Annotated in this window: 29 protein-coding genes; all 29 read left to right on the top strand. The window is 24.9% G+C overall.

Annotated elements, in window-relative coordinates; translation table 11 throughout:
- Nucleotides 1-8: 8 nt before the first annotated feature.
- Entirely contained in the window at nt 9-164 is a 156-nt protein-coding gene (locus KGF41_RS14315) for a hypothetical protein (protein WP_227856844.1), read from the top strand.
- The gene (locus KGF41_RS14310; protein WP_227856843.1) at nt 161-919 is read left to right on the top strand and encodes a BRO family protein; all 759 of its coding nucleotides are present in this window, start codon (nt 161-163) and stop codon (nt 917-919) included. Before KGF41_RS14315 ends, KGF41_RS14310 begins: the two co-directional genes overlap by 4 nt.
- Nucleotides 920-931: 12 nt before the next feature.
- Complete coding sequence (locus KGF41_RS14305) at nt 932-1,270, top strand: hypothetical protein (RefSeq protein ID WP_227856842.1); 339 nt, start codon at nt 932-934, stop codon at nt 1,268-1,270.
- A 32-nt stretch (nt 1,271-1,302) separates the two neighbouring features.
- Complete coding sequence (locus tag KGF41_RS14300) at nt 1,303-1,611, top strand: hypothetical protein (RefSeq protein WP_227856841.1); 309 nt, start codon at nt 1,303-1,305, stop codon at nt 1,609-1,611.
- A gap of 37 nt (nt 1,612-1,648) precedes the next feature.
- Nucleotides 1,649-1,945 carry a hypothetical protein gene (locus tag KGF41_RS14295; protein ID WP_021402189.1) on the top strand — a complete coding sequence of 99 codons (297 nt, stop codon included), beginning with the start codon at nt 1,649-1,651 and terminating at the stop codon, nt 1,943-1,945.
- Between the two features lie 228 nt (nt 1,946-2,173).
- Nucleotides 2,174-2,674 (top strand): hypothetical protein, encoded by a 501-nt coding sequence (locus KGF41_RS14290; protein ID WP_227856840.1) that lies wholly within the window; start codon nt 2,174-2,176, stop codon nt 2,672-2,674.
- Between the two features lie 206 nt (nt 2,675-2,880).
- Nucleotides 2,881-3,483 carry a hypothetical protein gene (locus KGF41_RS14285; protein ID WP_227856839.1) on the top strand — a complete coding sequence of 201 codons (603 nt, stop codon included), beginning with the start codon at nt 2,881-2,883 and terminating at the stop codon, nt 3,481-3,483.
- 59 nt (nt 3,484-3,542) lie between these two features.
- Nucleotides 3,543-4,163 carry a hypothetical protein gene (locus tag KGF41_RS14280; RefSeq protein WP_227856838.1) on the top strand — a complete coding sequence of 207 codons (621 nt, stop codon included), beginning with the start codon at nt 3,543-3,545 and terminating at the stop codon, nt 4,161-4,163.
- A 14-nt stretch (nt 4,164-4,177) separates the two neighbouring features.
- A complete protein-coding gene (locus tag KGF41_RS14275) occupies nt 4,178-4,480 on the top strand; it encodes a hypothetical protein (protein ID WP_227856837.1) in 303 nt (100 codons plus the stop codon).
- A gap of 14 nt (nt 4,481-4,494) precedes the next feature.
- On the top strand, nt 4,495-4,827 hold the full coding sequence (locus KGF41_RS14270; protein ID WP_227856836.1) for a hypothetical protein: 333 nt from the start codon (nt 4,495-4,497) through the stop codon (nt 4,825-4,827).
- Between the two features lie 109 nt (nt 4,828-4,936).
- A complete protein-coding gene (locus KGF41_RS14265; RefSeq protein WP_227838784.1) occupies nt 4,937-5,119 on the top strand; it encodes a hypothetical protein in 183 nt (60 codons plus the stop codon).
- Nucleotides 5,120-5,226: 107 nt separating this feature from the next.
- Nucleotides 5,227-5,799 (top strand): integrase, encoded by a 573-nt coding sequence (locus KGF41_RS14260; protein ID WP_227856835.1) that lies wholly within the window; start codon nt 5,227-5,229, stop codon nt 5,797-5,799.
- A gap of 75 nt (nt 5,800-5,874) precedes the next feature.
- On the top strand, nt 5,875-6,048 hold the full coding sequence (locus KGF41_RS14255; RefSeq protein ID WP_227821665.1) for a hypothetical protein: 174 nt from the start codon (nt 5,875-5,877) through the stop codon (nt 6,046-6,048).
- Nucleotides 6,045-6,413: a type II toxin-antitoxin system death-on-curing family toxin gene (locus KGF41_RS14250; protein ID WP_227856834.1), complete on the top strand. Its 369-nt coding sequence runs from the start codon at nt 6,045-6,047 to the stop codon at nt 6,411-6,413. Before KGF41_RS14255 ends, KGF41_RS14250 begins: the two co-directional genes overlap by 4 nt.
- Nucleotides 6,414-6,567: 154 nt before the next feature.
- Nucleotides 6,568-6,729 (top strand): hypothetical protein, encoded by a 162-nt coding sequence (locus KGF41_RS14245; protein ID WP_227856833.1) that lies wholly within the window; start codon nt 6,568-6,570, stop codon nt 6,727-6,729.
- 612 nt (nt 6,730-7,341) lie between these two features.
- Nucleotides 7,342-8,460 (top strand): IS200/IS605 family element RNA-guided endonuclease TnpB, encoded by a 1,119-nt coding sequence (tnpB, locus tag KGF41_RS14240; protein ID WP_227856832.1) that lies wholly within the window; start codon nt 7,342-7,344, stop codon nt 8,458-8,460.
- A 174-nt stretch (nt 8,461-8,634) separates the two neighbouring features.
- Entirely contained in the window at nt 8,635-9,372 is a 738-nt protein-coding gene (locus tag KGF41_RS14235) for a tyrosine-type recombinase/integrase (RefSeq protein ID WP_227856831.1), read from the top strand.
- Nucleotides 9,373-9,523: 151 nt separating this feature from the next.
- Nucleotides 9,524-10,417, top strand: a complete 894-nt coding sequence (locus KGF41_RS14230) for a hypothetical protein (protein ID WP_227856830.1) — start codon at nt 9,524-9,526, stop codon at nt 10,415-10,417.
- Between the two features lie 158 nt (nt 10,418-10,575).
- Nucleotides 10,576-10,914: a hypothetical protein gene (locus KGF41_RS14225; RefSeq protein ID WP_227856829.1), complete on the top strand. Its 339-nt coding sequence runs from the start codon at nt 10,576-10,578 to the stop codon at nt 10,912-10,914.
- A gap of 171 nt (nt 10,915-11,085) precedes the next feature.
- Entirely contained in the window at nt 11,086-11,226 is a 141-nt protein-coding gene (locus KGF41_RS14220; RefSeq protein ID WP_009900685.1) for a hypothetical protein, read from the top strand.
- A gap of 10 nt (nt 11,227-11,236) precedes the next feature.
- Nucleotides 11,237-11,470, top strand: coding sequence for a hypothetical protein (locus KGF41_RS14215; protein ID WP_227856828.1), 234 nt, complete (start codon nt 11,237-11,239; stop codon nt 11,468-11,470).
- A gap of 18 nt (nt 11,471-11,488) precedes the next feature.
- Nucleotides 11,489-11,902 (top strand): YopX family protein, encoded by a 414-nt coding sequence (locus KGF41_RS14210; protein WP_227856827.1) that lies wholly within the window; start codon nt 11,489-11,491, stop codon nt 11,900-11,902.
- Between the two features lie 9 nt (nt 11,903-11,911).
- Nucleotides 11,912-12,106 carry a hypothetical protein gene (locus tag KGF41_RS14205; RefSeq protein ID WP_227856826.1) on the top strand — a complete coding sequence of 65 codons (195 nt, stop codon included), beginning with the start codon at nt 11,912-11,914 and terminating at the stop codon, nt 12,104-12,106.
- Nucleotides 12,107-12,312: 206 nt separating this feature from the next.
- On the top strand, nt 12,313-12,855 hold the full coding sequence (locus KGF41_RS14200; RefSeq protein WP_227856825.1) for an RNA 2'-phosphotransferase: 543 nt from the start codon (nt 12,313-12,315) through the stop codon (nt 12,853-12,855).
- Between the two features lie 48 nt (nt 12,856-12,903).
- Nucleotides 12,904-13,272 (top strand): hypothetical protein, encoded by a 369-nt coding sequence (locus KGF41_RS14195; protein WP_227856824.1) that lies wholly within the window; start codon nt 12,904-12,906, stop codon nt 13,270-13,272.
- Nucleotides 13,273-13,291: 19 nt separating this feature from the next.
- On the top strand, nt 13,292-14,068 hold the full coding sequence (locus KGF41_RS14190; RefSeq protein WP_227856823.1) for a hypothetical protein: 777 nt from the start codon (nt 13,292-13,294) through the stop codon (nt 14,066-14,068).
- Nucleotides 14,058-14,462 (top strand): hypothetical protein, encoded by a 405-nt coding sequence (locus KGF41_RS14185; protein WP_227856822.1) that lies wholly within the window; start codon nt 14,058-14,060, stop codon nt 14,460-14,462. Before KGF41_RS14190 ends, KGF41_RS14185 begins: the two co-directional genes overlap by 11 nt.
- A gap of 83 nt (nt 14,463-14,545) precedes the next feature.
- A complete protein-coding gene (locus tag KGF41_RS14180) occupies nt 14,546-15,556 on the top strand; it encodes a DNA polymerase beta superfamily protein (RefSeq protein ID WP_227856821.1) in 1,011 nt (336 codons plus the stop codon).
- A gap of 20 nt (nt 15,557-15,576) precedes the next feature.
- Nucleotides 15,577-15,723, top strand: a complete 147-nt coding sequence (locus tag KGF41_RS14175) for a hypothetical protein (RefSeq protein WP_227856820.1) — start codon at nt 15,577-15,579, stop codon at nt 15,721-15,723.
- The last annotated feature ends 15 nt before the right edge of the window (nt 15,724-15,738 follow it).

The following is a 15,738-nucleotide window of genomic DNA, read 5'->3' as shown; positions in this document are numbered from 1 at the left end:
AGTAAATTATGAGAAAACTAATAATCAAGATAAAGTCATTGTTTAATAAGGATTTAGATAGTAGCTATTGGAGTACTACAGAAAGTATTATATTGAAATGTGGAAACAGCAATCAATTAGAATTATTAAAAAAATCTAATAATATACAGGAGGGAAGAATATGAATAATTTAATGGTATTTGAAGGTAAAGAGGTAGAAATATTTGAACTTAATGGAAAGGTTTTATTTAATCCAAGACATGTTGCAGAGTGTTTGGACATAAAAAATGTAAATGATAATATAAGCAGAATGAACAAAAAGCAAGTGATTAAGCTGACTAATTCAGAAATCGGAGACCACGATTTCCGAAAACTAAATAATAGAGGAGAAAATTTTCTAACAGAAAATGGAGTGTATAAATTAATATTTGCATCTAAAAAGAAAAAGGCCGAAAAATTTCAAGATTGGGTTACTGATGAAGTGTTACCGAATATAAGAAAACATGGTGAATTCAGTATTAATAGTGACAACATAAAAGACGTATTAATGCCAGTGATGTTGAATGGTATGTTGGCAGGATTTGAACAATTATCAATCGAAAATGATAAGAAAATAGAAGACAAGTTCAATCAAATAGAGGATAAACTAGATAAAAAGTATGAGAAACAAAATAAGCAATATGAAGAAATAAAAAATATGGTAGGATTTAAAACTAAAAATACTATGATACTATCAAGGTTGTTGAAGTTGAAATTATCAGAAATAGAAGGGCATAATATCAATGCATATAATTATATTTACAGAACTGTAGTGGCAAGATTATTTTCAATATATGATGTAACTAAGTGGGAAGATATACCAATAAATAAGTTTAATGAAATACATACTATGATAGATAAAGTAAAAAGTATGGAAGATATATATGCTTGGAATAATTAGGGGGTGTTAAGTATGAGTATAATAAAGTCTTCAAATAAATTTTATGGAAATACATTGCAAAGAAATGCTCAAAGAATTGAAATGATAAAACATATAAAAGAGAACAATAACTTGTCAGATGTAATTAAAATGTTCTTTGAAAATGTAAAAGAGTATAATCTGTATAGTGTAAAATACATAATAGAAAACGAATTATTTTATGAAATTGTTTCTATTGACATAATTTATAAGTATATAAAATATATTAATATATTTGAAGTTATACAAAATGATTTTGAAAAAATTTATAGATTAAAAGCACAAAATGGTTTTAGAAGAACTATAGACTATTTAATTAATCAAAATTATTGATAATATAAGATGAATAAATTTAGGGGGAAAATATGAATAAAACAATTAAAAACAATTTAAATATAGAGATTAACAATACTATAGAACATTTAATAGGAATAGGTTTTTGTGAACCAAAATATTATAAAGCTACTGTATGGAAGTACGCTAATTTAGTAATGCAAGAATTATGCAATATGGGACTTGTTTGTCCTTTTGACTTTGGAAGAGGCAAGGGAAAGTATCAAACAAATATTGATAAAGAGATAATTTATAAGAGAGCTAAAGAAAGTAGAAAAATACAAGAATATAGTAAAAAGTATTTAAACTATATTACTAAAATTAAAAAAAAGTATAAATAAATAAAATTCAACTTTTAATATAATTGGAGGTAATAAAATGAAAAAAATAATAAATGGATATTCAATATATAAAGATGGAACATGGTGCGAAGTAATAAAAGAAGGAAAATTTATCTTTGCAGGTTCTGTAAATGAAAAACTATCATATGAAGATATATATATAGCTTTAACTGCAAAGTTAGAATTTAGATTGCATGGTAAGTTACTACTTTCATATAGTCTATATGGTACATTTCAAGGGGAGAAACAATCTACATTAGAACTTTTAGCATATGAAAATAATTGTAATATAAATGACATTGAAGTTAAACAAGTTGTTGAAAATATACAATAGTCTGCAAATTCAAAAAGGGAATAAAATATTAATTTTAATATGATATTTAAATTATCAAATTACTATTGTTATAGGCATATCACTATATATTAATTGATAATGATAGTAATTTGATAAAGAGATTTTGAAGAATATAAAAATTCAAAGGTATAAACACTTTAAGATGATTTTCAAACAGTCCACAGAGGCTTGTACGAGGTCATAATTATAAACTAGGATGGGGTAAAGATGAAAAATTTAAAAAGTATGATTATAGGAATGTTAATAGGTTTAATTATTGTGGGAGTTGTAGGAGTAACAGAAGTTAAGGCTGCCGAATTAGATAATTTTTATGTAGACTCTACAGATAGAATTGTAGAAGTTTTAGAAGATGAAAGTATAGTTTTATATGATACTAAAGAGCAAGTTTATAATTTCTATCCTAAATGTTTAGGTGACTGGAACTATAGCTTTGACAACAAAAAAGATTTAGATAACGCAGTTGCAACTTATAAGGAGTTATCAAGCAATGTAAGTCACTCAAATAATATATATGTGGTTAATAAGTTGAATAACAATGGAAACATTAAAATATTTTTAAGTGATGGAAGTTCAATTGTTTATATGAAACAGGATAATAAATATTGCTTCTATCCTTCTTGTATGGGTGACTGGTATTTAACATTAGATAGTAAAATTGATTTAACTAATTGTATTAATACTTATTTTGATAATGAGGTAACTATATGATATGTTATATGAAAGATATACACAACATAAGTCTGTATGATGCTTTTAGATGGCATACAATAGGATTAACTTTTATTATTAGAGATGGTAAATTAAAAGGTTTTACAATAGAATAAAATTTTATAAAAATATTTATTTGATACAAAAATAGTTCACCGATGACTGATATAATTAAATTATAAATATTAAAAATGGAGGAGCATTATATGAGAAATGAAATAAAAGAATCTACATTAAGAAGAAAAGAAAAAATGTTTACATTCAAACTAGAAGAATCTGAGATTAACTTACTTTTGTCAGTGCTAGAATCTATTGAAAAAGAAGGAAATGAAGAATTAAAAGAACTAGAGCTTATTTTTAAAGAACCAGTTACAAATGAAGATATTATTGAGAAATTTATATTAAAATATAAATATGATAAATATACATATGACTCACCAAGTATAATGTTAAATAATAGAATATACTCAGTTAAGTATAAAAAAGAAGATATGATTAAATTTGTATCTATAGAGCATTCTATGCCAAGTTATGAAAATTTTATAGCAGATATGGACAAATATAATGATGCAAATGTATTTAAAGAAAAAGAATTTTACATTAATAAACTTAATAATTTTAAAGAATCTATTAAAAATCTAGGTATATTAATAAAAGAAGGCAGTTCATACGAATATGAGATATTTACATCTTTCTATTTACCTGTAGAAAAATTGTTAGATGACAATTTTATTAATTCTTTTGTTGATATCTTAGATGATTATCATAAGAATATAAATGATGAACTTGTTTATATCTATAAGCACTAAAAAAAATGGTTATTATATAAAATATTACAAAGTTAATAAAAACAAGGAGGGAATACAATATGAGAAGTGATATAAAAGAGTCAAGTTTAACAATAAAAGATAAAACAAAAACTTTTGAATTAGAAGAATCTAAGCTTAAATTACTATTAAATTTACTAGAAACTGAATTAGAAAAAGATGATAATAAAAACTTAGAGGAGTTAAAAGAATTAAATCTTATTTTTAAAGAACCATATGCAAACGAAGAAATTGTTAATAAATTTATATTAAAATATAAAGATAAAGAACCTTCATACTCAGGTTCACCTCAAAGTGTCAAATTAGGTGATAAAATATATGCAGTTTATTGCAATGAAAATGATACAATTAAGTACATTGGTGTATATGACTATATACCTTTTTATGAGAGCCTTATAGAGGACATTGAAAAATACGCTAACAGTGGAGTATTTAAAGAAAAAGAATTTTATATTGATAAACTAAATGACTTTAAAAAAGATATAAATAATTTAGGAATAGAAGTAGAAGCGGATGATGAATGTGAATATCAAATAGCTACTATGTTCCATTTACCAGTTGAAAAAGTTTTAGACGATAATTTTATTTCAGCATTTATTAAAATTATAGAAGAGTATGAAAAAAATGTGGAAGAAGAATTGATTTACATATATAAAAGATAAGGGGAGATATTAAAATGCAAAAAGAAATAATAGAATTTTTAGAAGAAATGGAAAGTTTTAAGGGGGGGGAATTTAACATAACAGAATTTGATAATGAGGTACAAGAATTATATGCAAGAACAGTCGAAAGAACAAATAGTTGGGACTTCTTTACGGCTGGAAACGTAGAAGAATATATAAAAGCAAAGAATTATACGTATAGCGGACTAGGAGAAAATTACGATATAGACATAAATGTTGAATTTGAAGTAATGAAAAGAGATGAGGAAAATATTTGCAACTCTATAATAAAAATTATAAACATAGAAAAATTATAAAAGGAGTGATTTATATGAAAAAGTATTTCAAAGAAGAATGGAACTATATTGCTGATGCAGGATATGAAATAGACAACATAGAAAGTACTAAAATAATGGTAAATAATTTTGAAGTAAGTATTAAAATGAGTGAAGACTTTAAGCATAAAGGGGACATAGAATATACTTTTGATATACCATACAGCCATGAAATTTTTACAAAAGAATATAGTGAAGTTTTAAATTTGGAACAACCTTGTGATTGTGATGAATTTTGCGACGAGTTATCAGAGATTAGAGGTGAAATCGAAGAAGGTATTGAACAATATTTAAAAGATAATAACAAATTAATAGAAATGGAATATTAGATATAATTGAATTTGTTTTAAAAAATTATAAAGCCTAAAAAACTGTATTATTAAGATACAGTTTTTTAATATAAAAGACATTAAAATAACCATTTTAAAAGGAGAAGAAATGTTTAAAACGTTATTTATTGTATTAGCAATTTGTGTAGTTATAAGATTATCTATTTCAATATTTAAAGATTCGTTAAGATTTTTGAATATGTTTGATAGTAAAAAAGAAAGTTTTGTTGGTTGGCTTATTTTAGTTGTATTGAGTTTAATTATCTATTGTTTAATAGATATAATATTGTAAAAAAATGATATAGTTTAGAAATATATGTAGATAAAAGATAGAATTAAAAGATGAACATAGTATGACAATCGTAATCTCATATAGTATACTTAAGTTGAGGTGATTACATGACTTGGAATGATTTAAAAAACAATGATATAACATATATAGTTGAATATATTAATAATAAGTTAAATGATAGTAAGAGTTTAACTAAAGTTGCCATAGAGCTTGGTGTGTCTGAAAGTAGTATAAGAAAATATCTCACTAAAAGAGGTTATAAGCGTATAAATGATGAGTATATATTTATTGGTGACAATAGTATGACAAAGGTAGTAAATAATAAATCACAAAGTAATAATGATAATATATTTAATATGACAATAGAAGATGACAACAATCATAACATAGTAATTGACAACCAATTTAAAAATAATATAATCTCTTTAGCAAAAGACTATGATAAAATACAAGATGTATTAAACTGGTTTGAGAATAAAGAAGATACAAGTGTTATAGAAGTTGTACAAGATGGTATTAAGATTGATTTAACTTCAAAAGATGCTATCAGAACTACAGTTAGATTAAATAAAGATGCTTGGAATTTATTCGATGATTTTTGTGAAAAATTTAGAGAGTTTAACAAATCTGACTTAATGAGTATGGCTTTATTAGAATACATAAAAAAATATGATAAATAACATCTTGTATTGTTGTAATCATTATTATTTTAGGGTAATATAAGTATAACTATAATATAAAATGGAGGTATTATTATGGTCGATAAAATAACAATAGATGAAGTACTTGAATTTATAAAATCAAAAGGTTATATATATAGTCAAGAAATCAGAAAAGAATTAGATAATCTTTGTCCGATTTCTGATAATGAAATAGATAAGTGTATAGAAGAAAATGATGATGTATTTAGAAGGTTGGCAAGTAAATGATTACACTTGAATATATATGTAAAATTAACAAAAAGATGATTGAAAGATATGGTGGAGCTGGAATAGGTGTTAGAAATAAAAATCTTGCTATAAGTATAATTGACGGTATAAATCAGGAAGTATTTGGTAGAGTTATGTATCCTACAGTTGAAGAAAAAATATCTCATATTGTAGTAGGTATTATACAAGGACATATATTTATAGATGCAAATAAAAGAACTGGATTAGCTACATTATTAATACTTTGTGACAAATATAATATAGATATAAATTATGATAAAGAAAGTTTAGCTATAGAAATAGCTTTAAATAAAATAAGTGAATCCGATTTGAGTAATATGTTAAAAACTTGGAATAAAAAATAAAATCGTAGTTTTAATATAATATCTTATTAAAAGATTTTACATCTTTTGATAAGAAAATAAAAACTAAATAAAATATAAAAATAATTAAAGCATATTGACAACTGAATAAAATAGGTATACTATATAAATATAATATAAAAAGGGTGTGATACATATGACTGGAATAGAAGCTCTAGAAGAATTTTTATTAAATTTAAAATTGTATAATGATAGAGATGAAAAAACAATAAAAGCATATAGAGCTGATGTAAAAGAAGGCATAAAGTATTTATTTAAAAAAGAAGATTGTACAATGGAAGAACTTGATAAAAAATAGCTACGCACACTCGTGACTTTAGTCATGAGTTAGTAGCTAAAATAGTCAGCATATAGGGAAACTTATATGTAGAGATAGGATAGAACCTATCCAATACTACTTGAATTGCTGGAAACCCCTAAAGCTAACCAAACTAAAACATAAGGATGAAATAAACCTAAGTGTGAAAGTTACGAAAGTAGAAAAAATTGGTTAGATGGTATAAGGTTAAACCCTAAGTACTTTAAAATGGGCAATCAGCAGGTAAGCTCCGAATAGGAGAAACTTCAACGACTATTCCTCTTGAGGGAAGTACACTACAAGCTATTGGTAGTGGAAGTGGGTAGGCCTTAACAGATAATGCTGAAGGATAAGATATAGTCTGTGCTTACATGAAAGTGTAAGAAGTTCATAAGAGAACTGCATAGGTAGTAGCGAACTTATGTGAACGACAACCTCAAAAATGATAAAAGTTAGGACTTACGATTCTTAAATATGTTATTTAGAAATAAATATAAAACCTTCGAAATAATTGTTTTAAATAATTACGTTTGTTAATATTATAATGAGTGATGAAAGATAGAAGTTACTCGGATATGTATATTAATAATCATAAAAAATAAGTAAAGTGAGGTGGTAGTAGTGGAAAAAGCTTATAAGTTTAGAATGTATCCAAATAAAAAACAGCAAGAGTTAATTAACAAAACTTTTGGATGTTGTAGATTTGTATATAATAAATATCTTGCTAAAAAAATAGAAGTTTATGAACACAATAAAGAAACTTTTACTTATAAGCAGTGCAGTTCTAATTTAACCGATTTAAAAAAAGAATTAGAGTGGCTTAAAGAACCTGACAAATTTTCACTACAAAACACCTTAAAAGATTTAGAAAACGCATATAAAAAATTCTTTAAAGAAAATGTAGGATTTCCTAAATTTAAATCAAAGAAGACGAATAGATTTTCATATAGAACTAACTTTACAAATGGAAACATTATGTATTGTGGTCAATATATAAAATTACCTAAACTTGGTATGGTTAAAGTAAGGGATAAACAAGTACCTCAAGGTAGAATACTTAATGCTACTATATCTAAAGAACCAAGTGGTAGATATTATGTATCATTATGCTGTACTGATGTAGATATTGAAGCATTTGAAAATACTAATAATCAGATAGGTTTAGATTTGGGAATTAAAGAATTTTGTATCTCAAGTTGTGGAGAATTTATAGAAAATCCTAAGTATCTTAAGAAGTCATTAAACAAACTTGCTAAATTACAAAGAGAATTATCGAGAAAAACAATCGGTAGTTTAAATAGAAATAAAGCAAGGTTAAAAGTTGCAAGACTTCAAGAACATATAGCTAATCGAAGAAATGATTTTCTACAAAAACTATCTACTAAATTAATAAAAGAGAACGATATTATTTGCATAGAAGATTTACAAGTAAAGAATATGATTAGAAATCGTAAACTATCTCGCTTAATTTCTGATGTGTCATGGTCAGAGTTTATTCGTCAATTAAAATACAAGGCTACTTGGCATGGTAGACAAATTGTAAAGGTAGGTAAATTCTTTGCAAGTTCACAAATATGTAATAAATGTGGGTATAAAAACGAGGAAGTTAAGAACTTAAATATAAGAGAATGGATTTGTCCTAGTTGTAATGAAACTCACGATAGAGATATAAATGCAAGTATAAATATATTAAAAGAAGGATTAAGACTAATAACAATTCAAAATAAATAACTTATGTAAGAACCGTAGGAACTATGGGGATAGCCTGTGGAGAATTAGTAAGACATATTTTAGTATGCAAAATTCTGTGAAGCAGGAACCCTGTGACTTTAGTCATGGGAGGTTCAGAAAATACTTTTTACAGATATACAAGAAAAATGGCTTATCTTATTAAAAGAAAAAGGAATGAAAGCAGCTACAATAAATAGAAAAAAAGTAGCTTTTAAAGCATATTGTAATTTTCTTAAAGCTAAAGGAGAAATTAAAGATAATCAGGTTAATTATGTTAAATCAATACAAGATAAAGTTCAATTTGAAAAGAAGATATTAACTAAAGATGAAATTATTAAGTTATTAGAAACTATAAATAAAGCATATATTAATAATAAAAATTATAATACTTGTAGAGATAATTTAATTATAAACATCCTTGTTTCAACCGGCATGAGAGTACATGAAGTAGAAAAGATGAATATTAGAGACATAAATTTTTCTAATGGAGATTTTGAAGTGGTAGGAAAAAGAAAATTAAAAAGAAATGTAAGTTTGAATAAACAAGTATTAAAATTATATAGAGAATTTTTATACTTTAGAAACCAAATTAAAGGTAAGGAAGATAACAAGGATAGTAAAAATGCTTTGTTTTTATCTAAAAATAAAACAAGATTAACAACAAGGTCGATTGAAAGACTTGTAGAAAAAGTATTGGATTTAGCTGAATTACCTCATGTGACTCCACATAGTTTCAAACATAATTTTATTTCAATAATGTGTGAAAAAGGTATGACACTAGAAGAGATAGGAAAGTTTACAGGCAACATAAGTCTACAGACAATGTACTATCATTATCTGCATCAAGATAAAGATAGTAATACAAAAAAAATGACTGAAGATAATCCAATATATAAATTATTTAAAATTTAAAATAGGAGATGTTAATTAATATTGAAAGATAAATTTTTTGCATTAGAAAATTATAGTACAATTAAGCTAAATAAAACATAATAGTATGTACTTATAGATTATGTTGTACTATAATTTATTATATACGCTTAAAAGGGAGTGAATTAAAAAAATGATTAATAAATTAGAAAGTACAATAAGAGAAGAAGAAGCTAGATATAATAGAATTAGTGGATATTTAGAGGAATTTATAAATAAGGCTAAAATAGATAAAATAAGTAATTTAAATGAACAAAATATAGATAGTTTTATAAAAGGAAGGCTGATAGGTGAATCTGCTACAACTGTATATACTAACTTAAGAATTTTAAGAGAGATATTAAAAGAAAATAATTGTAATATAAATATAGATACTAATAAATATTCAGATATGATAAAATTTAATGCTAATAAATATTTTACAAGAAATCAAATAAAAAATATATGTAGTGCATTTTTAAATGCTCAAGATAAATTTATAGTATATGCTCTCTTCAAAGGCATCATGGGAAAAGATTATACAGAATTAAGGAATTTGAAAGTGTCAGATATAGCAAAAGATTATTCATATATAGACCTGCCAGACAGAAGATTTATTTGTGATGATTATATGAAAGAAATATTAGAAGATGTTATTGTGGAAGATTATTATACTAAAAGCGAAATTAAAGGAAGTAGTAAAGAAACAGAATATAAATTTAACATGGCTTGTGAATATGTCATAAAAACTAGACCTACTAAACTAACTGATAATGGTATGAAGGCTATTAGTAAAAATGGAATACAAAATAGATTAAAAACTTTATCAGTAGCATTTTCAGACTTAGATATACATCTGACAGGTAAAACATTACAAAAATCTGGAATAATATACGACATGTATGAGCAAGAGGCATATGAGTGTGTGTCTTGGTCTATTCCAGAGATAAAACGATATTTAGAATTAAAATGTTTAAAGGGAGACGCAAATAATATATACAAAGCATATCATCAAAGATATCATAATTTAAAAACAAATCGGGAATAATAGGATTTTTATAAATGTGCTAAATATGTGCATTTATAAAAATTCCTAACAAGTGTATAAAATCAAAAATGAAAATTTCAATAAAAAAACTTAAAAATATACAGAACAGTAGTTCGGTATGCTATAATATAATTATATCAAATTAGGGGGAGAGGCAAATGAGTATAATAAAAACGACAAATAAATTTCAAGGAAATACTTTAGAAAGAAATTTGCAACGAATTGAGATGATAAAGCTTATAAAACAAGATATTAATTTGCTAACCAAAATTAATAAATTTACATATTGTATAATAGAAAATGATTTACATGGATTACAACATATAATAGAAGATGAACTCTTCTTTGAAATAGTACCAATAAATATAATAAATAAATATATAAATAAATTAAATAAGTTTGATAATATAAATGATGTTTTTGAAGCAGTTTACAAAATTAAAGGAGAGAATGGATTTAGAAGAACAATGGATTATTTAGTTAGAAGAACACAATGATTAAGTTACTTGATAGGCTATTCTAAGGCATTATTCTTTTGACTAAATTTTGTATCTTAGAATAGCTATTAAAAATAATTAAGAAAATATAGAAGAAACTATAATGAATAATGACTTTATATTTTGATTATAAATTTCAATAAATAAATAAAATGCAAAGTGAGTGATTAGATGGAAGAATATCAGTTTAACTTAATAAAAAAGCTTTGTGCTGAAAGGAAAATACACAAAGGTTGGTTTAGGAATATTGAAAAATGTGGTTGTGGTGGTAAATGTAATAAGAAAAATTGTAAGATGCTAGAAAAACTATAGGGAGGTATATATGGAAAATGAGATTGAATTAACACAGGCAGATATAGAAAAAACTTTAATTGCTTTAAATGATATTAGATATATTTGTATAAAATCTAAATGTTGCAAAAAATGTCCTCTTGGATATATGAAAAATCTTGATGAACATAATTGTATGCTATATCAATTAATAGACATGGGTTTACTGCCATGTGATTGGTCTGTAAAGAAAGTTACAAGATTGTTAGATACAGCAGTTGAATAAAACAAAGGAGTTGGTCAAATGGAGTTAGATTTCAGAATTTGGAATGGATTTAGAATGATACATGGAGAAGAATTAAGATTGCTAACAGAAGATATGTTTATAAAAAGTGGATATTCTGAACAATACCATAACCATATTTGCATACCAAGAATGGAAGATTTAAAAGTAATGCAATACATAGGACTAAAAGATTGTTTTGGAAAAAAGATATTTCAATATGATATTATTAAATTCATATTTGATGGTGTTTGGAAAATAAGCTTAGTGGATTTATCTTTAATAAAAGGAACAACAGTTGCATTTGAAAGTATAGGTGGAAAATATACTTTTAATTTAAGTGAAATATTTTCAAAAGATAGGAAATTAGAAATCATAGGTAATTTTTATGAAAATAAAGATGTAATCGAAAAATATAATCTTAGTATTGGATAGGAGAATAAAATGGATGAAATGATAATTAGGTTGAAAATGGGAGAACCATTACCAATGATAGGAAAAATAATCAAATGTACTACATGTTTAACTAATGAAGAAAAATGTTTTAAGGTTAATAAGATATGCAAATTAAGTTGGATTACTGATAGGAATAATGAAGGGTTAATTGTTGAATGTAAAGGTAAATATATTAAATATTAATAAGAATAATGAAGTTAAAATCAAGATTTTAATAGAAAAGGAGTGATTAAAAATGAAGAAAAATCCAATAAGAATTAAAAAATGTGACTGTGGTGGAGATGTATATGAACTTAATACACAATTAGGTACTATGTATCAATGTAAAAGCTGTGGCGAGATGTACAGATAGTGCTAAAACATTAGTTAAGGAAGATGGGGTGAAGTAAATGAGTAAAAAAGATAAGCTATCTGTTTTTATCAGTTTAATATTAAGACATAAACCAGAAACTATTGGAATTAAATTAGATAATTATGGATATGCAGATGTTAATGAATTGATTGAAAAAATAAATAATACTGGTAGAAATATTAATATAGAAATCCTTGAGCAAATAGTTAAAGAAGATAACAAGCAAAGATACAGTTTTAATAAAGATAGAAGCAAGATCAGAGCAAATCAAGGACATTCAATTAATGTTGAGGTTGAATTGAAAGAATTAGAACCACCAAAATGTCTTTATCATGGAACAGCTACTAGATTTTTAAAGAATATTAAAAAGGAAGGTATTGTTAGACAAAGTAGATTGTATGTACACTTATCAAATGATATAGATACGGCTGCTAAGGTTGGGAAAAGGCATGGTGTACCTGTAGTTTTAAAAATTAATACAGGAAAAATGTATGAAAATGGTTATAAATTTTACTTATCTGAAAACAACATTTGGTTATGTGAGTATATACCATTTGAATATGTAGAGCTTTCTGAATAGTTAAATCGAATTATTTAGTGAAATAAAAATGAATGAAGGTGTAATGAAATGAGTAGGTGTAAAGATTGTTTTTACTTTGAAAAAAACAATACAGAAGAGAGTGGTATATGTAATAAGAAAGAAAAAGAAGTGTATAAGGGAAATAGAAAATGTGAGCTTTATGAAAATAAGAAGTGGAAATCAATGACTACAGATGAATTTTGGATTGAAATGGAAAAGTGGACAAATGAAAAAGTAAATAGGTATATAATATATTTTTCTGAACATGACAGTATTCAGATTGACATTGTTCAAGACATTAATAGACCTAATAATCCTACTGATGATGAGATTATAGAAGAATATATTGAAAATAACTATGGATATGTAAAATATGAAATCATTAATTTTGATACTATGGAACAAGTTAGGTTGTAAAATTAGGAGGATATTAAATATGGAAAATATAGAATTAACACCTAGAGATTATTTTGAGGATATAAAAAATAGAAAGCAAAAGAATACAAATGAAAATCTTGATATAGTATATGAAAATTCTTTGATTCTTTTAAATAAATATATTATAACTGGTCAAAAAAAGGGTGCTAAGAAATTAATGTTTTTACTTGAATGTATTGAAAAAGAAAGAAATGTGATAGAGCTGGGAATAGATACATTTATATATAAAGAGGACATAGAAAAATATATTGATGATATCTCTAAAAATACAGTAAAAATAATAGAGCTTGAAAATTATGAAAGAGAGATACCAGATGAGATAGTGGGAGTTATAGAAAAAATAAAAGATGTATTTGATAAAATGTATGTTTTGTTTACTGACTATACAGGTAAAATTACAAAGGAAATAAGTAAAGAAAGAAGAGATAAAGACCCAATACTATTTGGAGTTTTTTCAGATGAGAAAAGCAGAGCTATTGTAGATAGATTTTATTATCTTGGAGATTGGGAAGATGAGTATTGTGATTTAACATTAGAGAAAATGATAAATGATTATAAGAAAAAAGGAAAACAAGACATATCAAAGCATATAATTACACCTAAATCATTAGATGAATTAAAAAAAGAATTAGATTCTTTAGAAAAAAATAATGATACATATAAGCAGCTTACCAATATAAAACCATTACCTAGGACAAATAACTCTAGTGCAGAACCACCTAAATTAAATATATTTAAAAAAATAAAAAATAGAGTATTTAAAAATGAAAAGTAATGTTGATTTAACAGAAAATAGGGATTTTAGAGATGTAAGAGTAAAAGGCATCAGTATTTTAGGTATTGAAGAGATACCAAATAGAATGTTGAATGGTTTTAGTGATTTTGGAATTGGACATCTTTATGGTAAAAATTTAGAATTTGAATTTAATAAAAATGAAGTATTTTTAACTGGAAATGCGAATGATAGAGAGGAAAAAAAGTTTCTTATACTTTGTGAAGAAAATAAGGTGTGTGTCAGATGTGGAGATGAATTAAAAGAGGGATGGGATAAAGTGAGCATAGAATTGTGTAATAAATGCTATGAAATGTTGGATGTTGAGTATAAAAATAAAAAGATAATTAGAGAATTATTTTTTAGAGATAAAGATGTAAATATAGAGTTGTTTTAAAAGATGTTTGTTAATGAAAACTAGTATTTTTAAAGATGACAACAGTATGACAAGAATAATGAGTATATAAAGGAGGGATTAGTTTGAACATTAAATCAAGGTTAGAATCAAAAGAATATAATTTTCTTAGAGAAGAAGAAAGATTAAAAAATAGAATGATACTTCTTACAACTGGAGGAAGTTTTGCATATGGAACTAATATAGATACTCCTGAGCATATATCAGATTTAGATATTAGAGGAATATATTTAAATTCAGCACAAGAAATATTAACTATGAATTGTATAAATAAGCCATATCAAAATAAAGAAACAGATACAGTTCTATATCCATTAAAACAAATAATAACATTATTATTAAATGTAAATCCAAATGTAATAGAAATATTAGGTACAAGAAAAGAAGACTTATTTGTTTGTACTGAAGAAGGGAAGCTTTTAAAAGATAATGTAGATTTATTTTTAACTAAAAGAGCTGCTAATAGTTTTGGTGGATATGCAATATCTCAACTAAGAAGATTGCAAAATGCTTTAGCGAGAGATAATTATGAACAAAAAGAAAAAGAAGAACACATAATGAACAGCGTAAAAAGGCAAATGAAAACATTTGAGGATAGATATAAAGTCGTATCTGAGGAAGAAATAAAATTGTATATTGAAGAATCTAAAAGAACAGATTTAGAAGAAGAAATTTTTATAGATGTTAATCTGAAAAAGTATCCACTCAGAGATTTAAAAGGTATGTGGAGTGAAATGAATAATATACTAAAAGATTATTCTAAATTAAATCATAGAAATAATAAAAAAGATGAATTACACCTTAATAAACATGCTATGCATTTAATTAGATTATTTTTAATGGGTATAGAAATCTTAGAAGGAAAAGGGATTAATACATATAGAGAAAATGATAAGGAACTTTTATTAGATATAAGAAAGGGAAGATATACCTATAATGAAATATTTGAGATGGTAAATGAATTAAATAAAAACTTTAAGTATGCAGAAAAGAATTCTTGTCTACCTAATTCTCCAGATATGAATAAAGTAAATGAAATGGTAATGTATATGAATAATAGAGTATTAAATAGATAGAGAGTTGAGGAGGTGTAAAGATGAGTAAAATTAATAAGGAAGAATTAAGAAATAAAGAAATTCATTTTTATGGAGAAAAAATATCTATTCCGAATAAACTTTGGATTCATTTTAATAAATGGTTGAAAACTAGTCAGTTTAAAGCACATGAATATATAGAAAAGTAATTAAAACAGATATTT

This window comes from Clostridioides sp. ZZV14-6150 (assembly GCF_020657875.1).
GTDB lineage: Bacteria > Bacillota > Clostridia > Peptostreptococcales > Peptostreptococcaceae > Clostridioides.
Note: the sequence above shows the minus strand (reverse complement) of the source record. Positions and strands in the feature narration are given on the sequence as shown.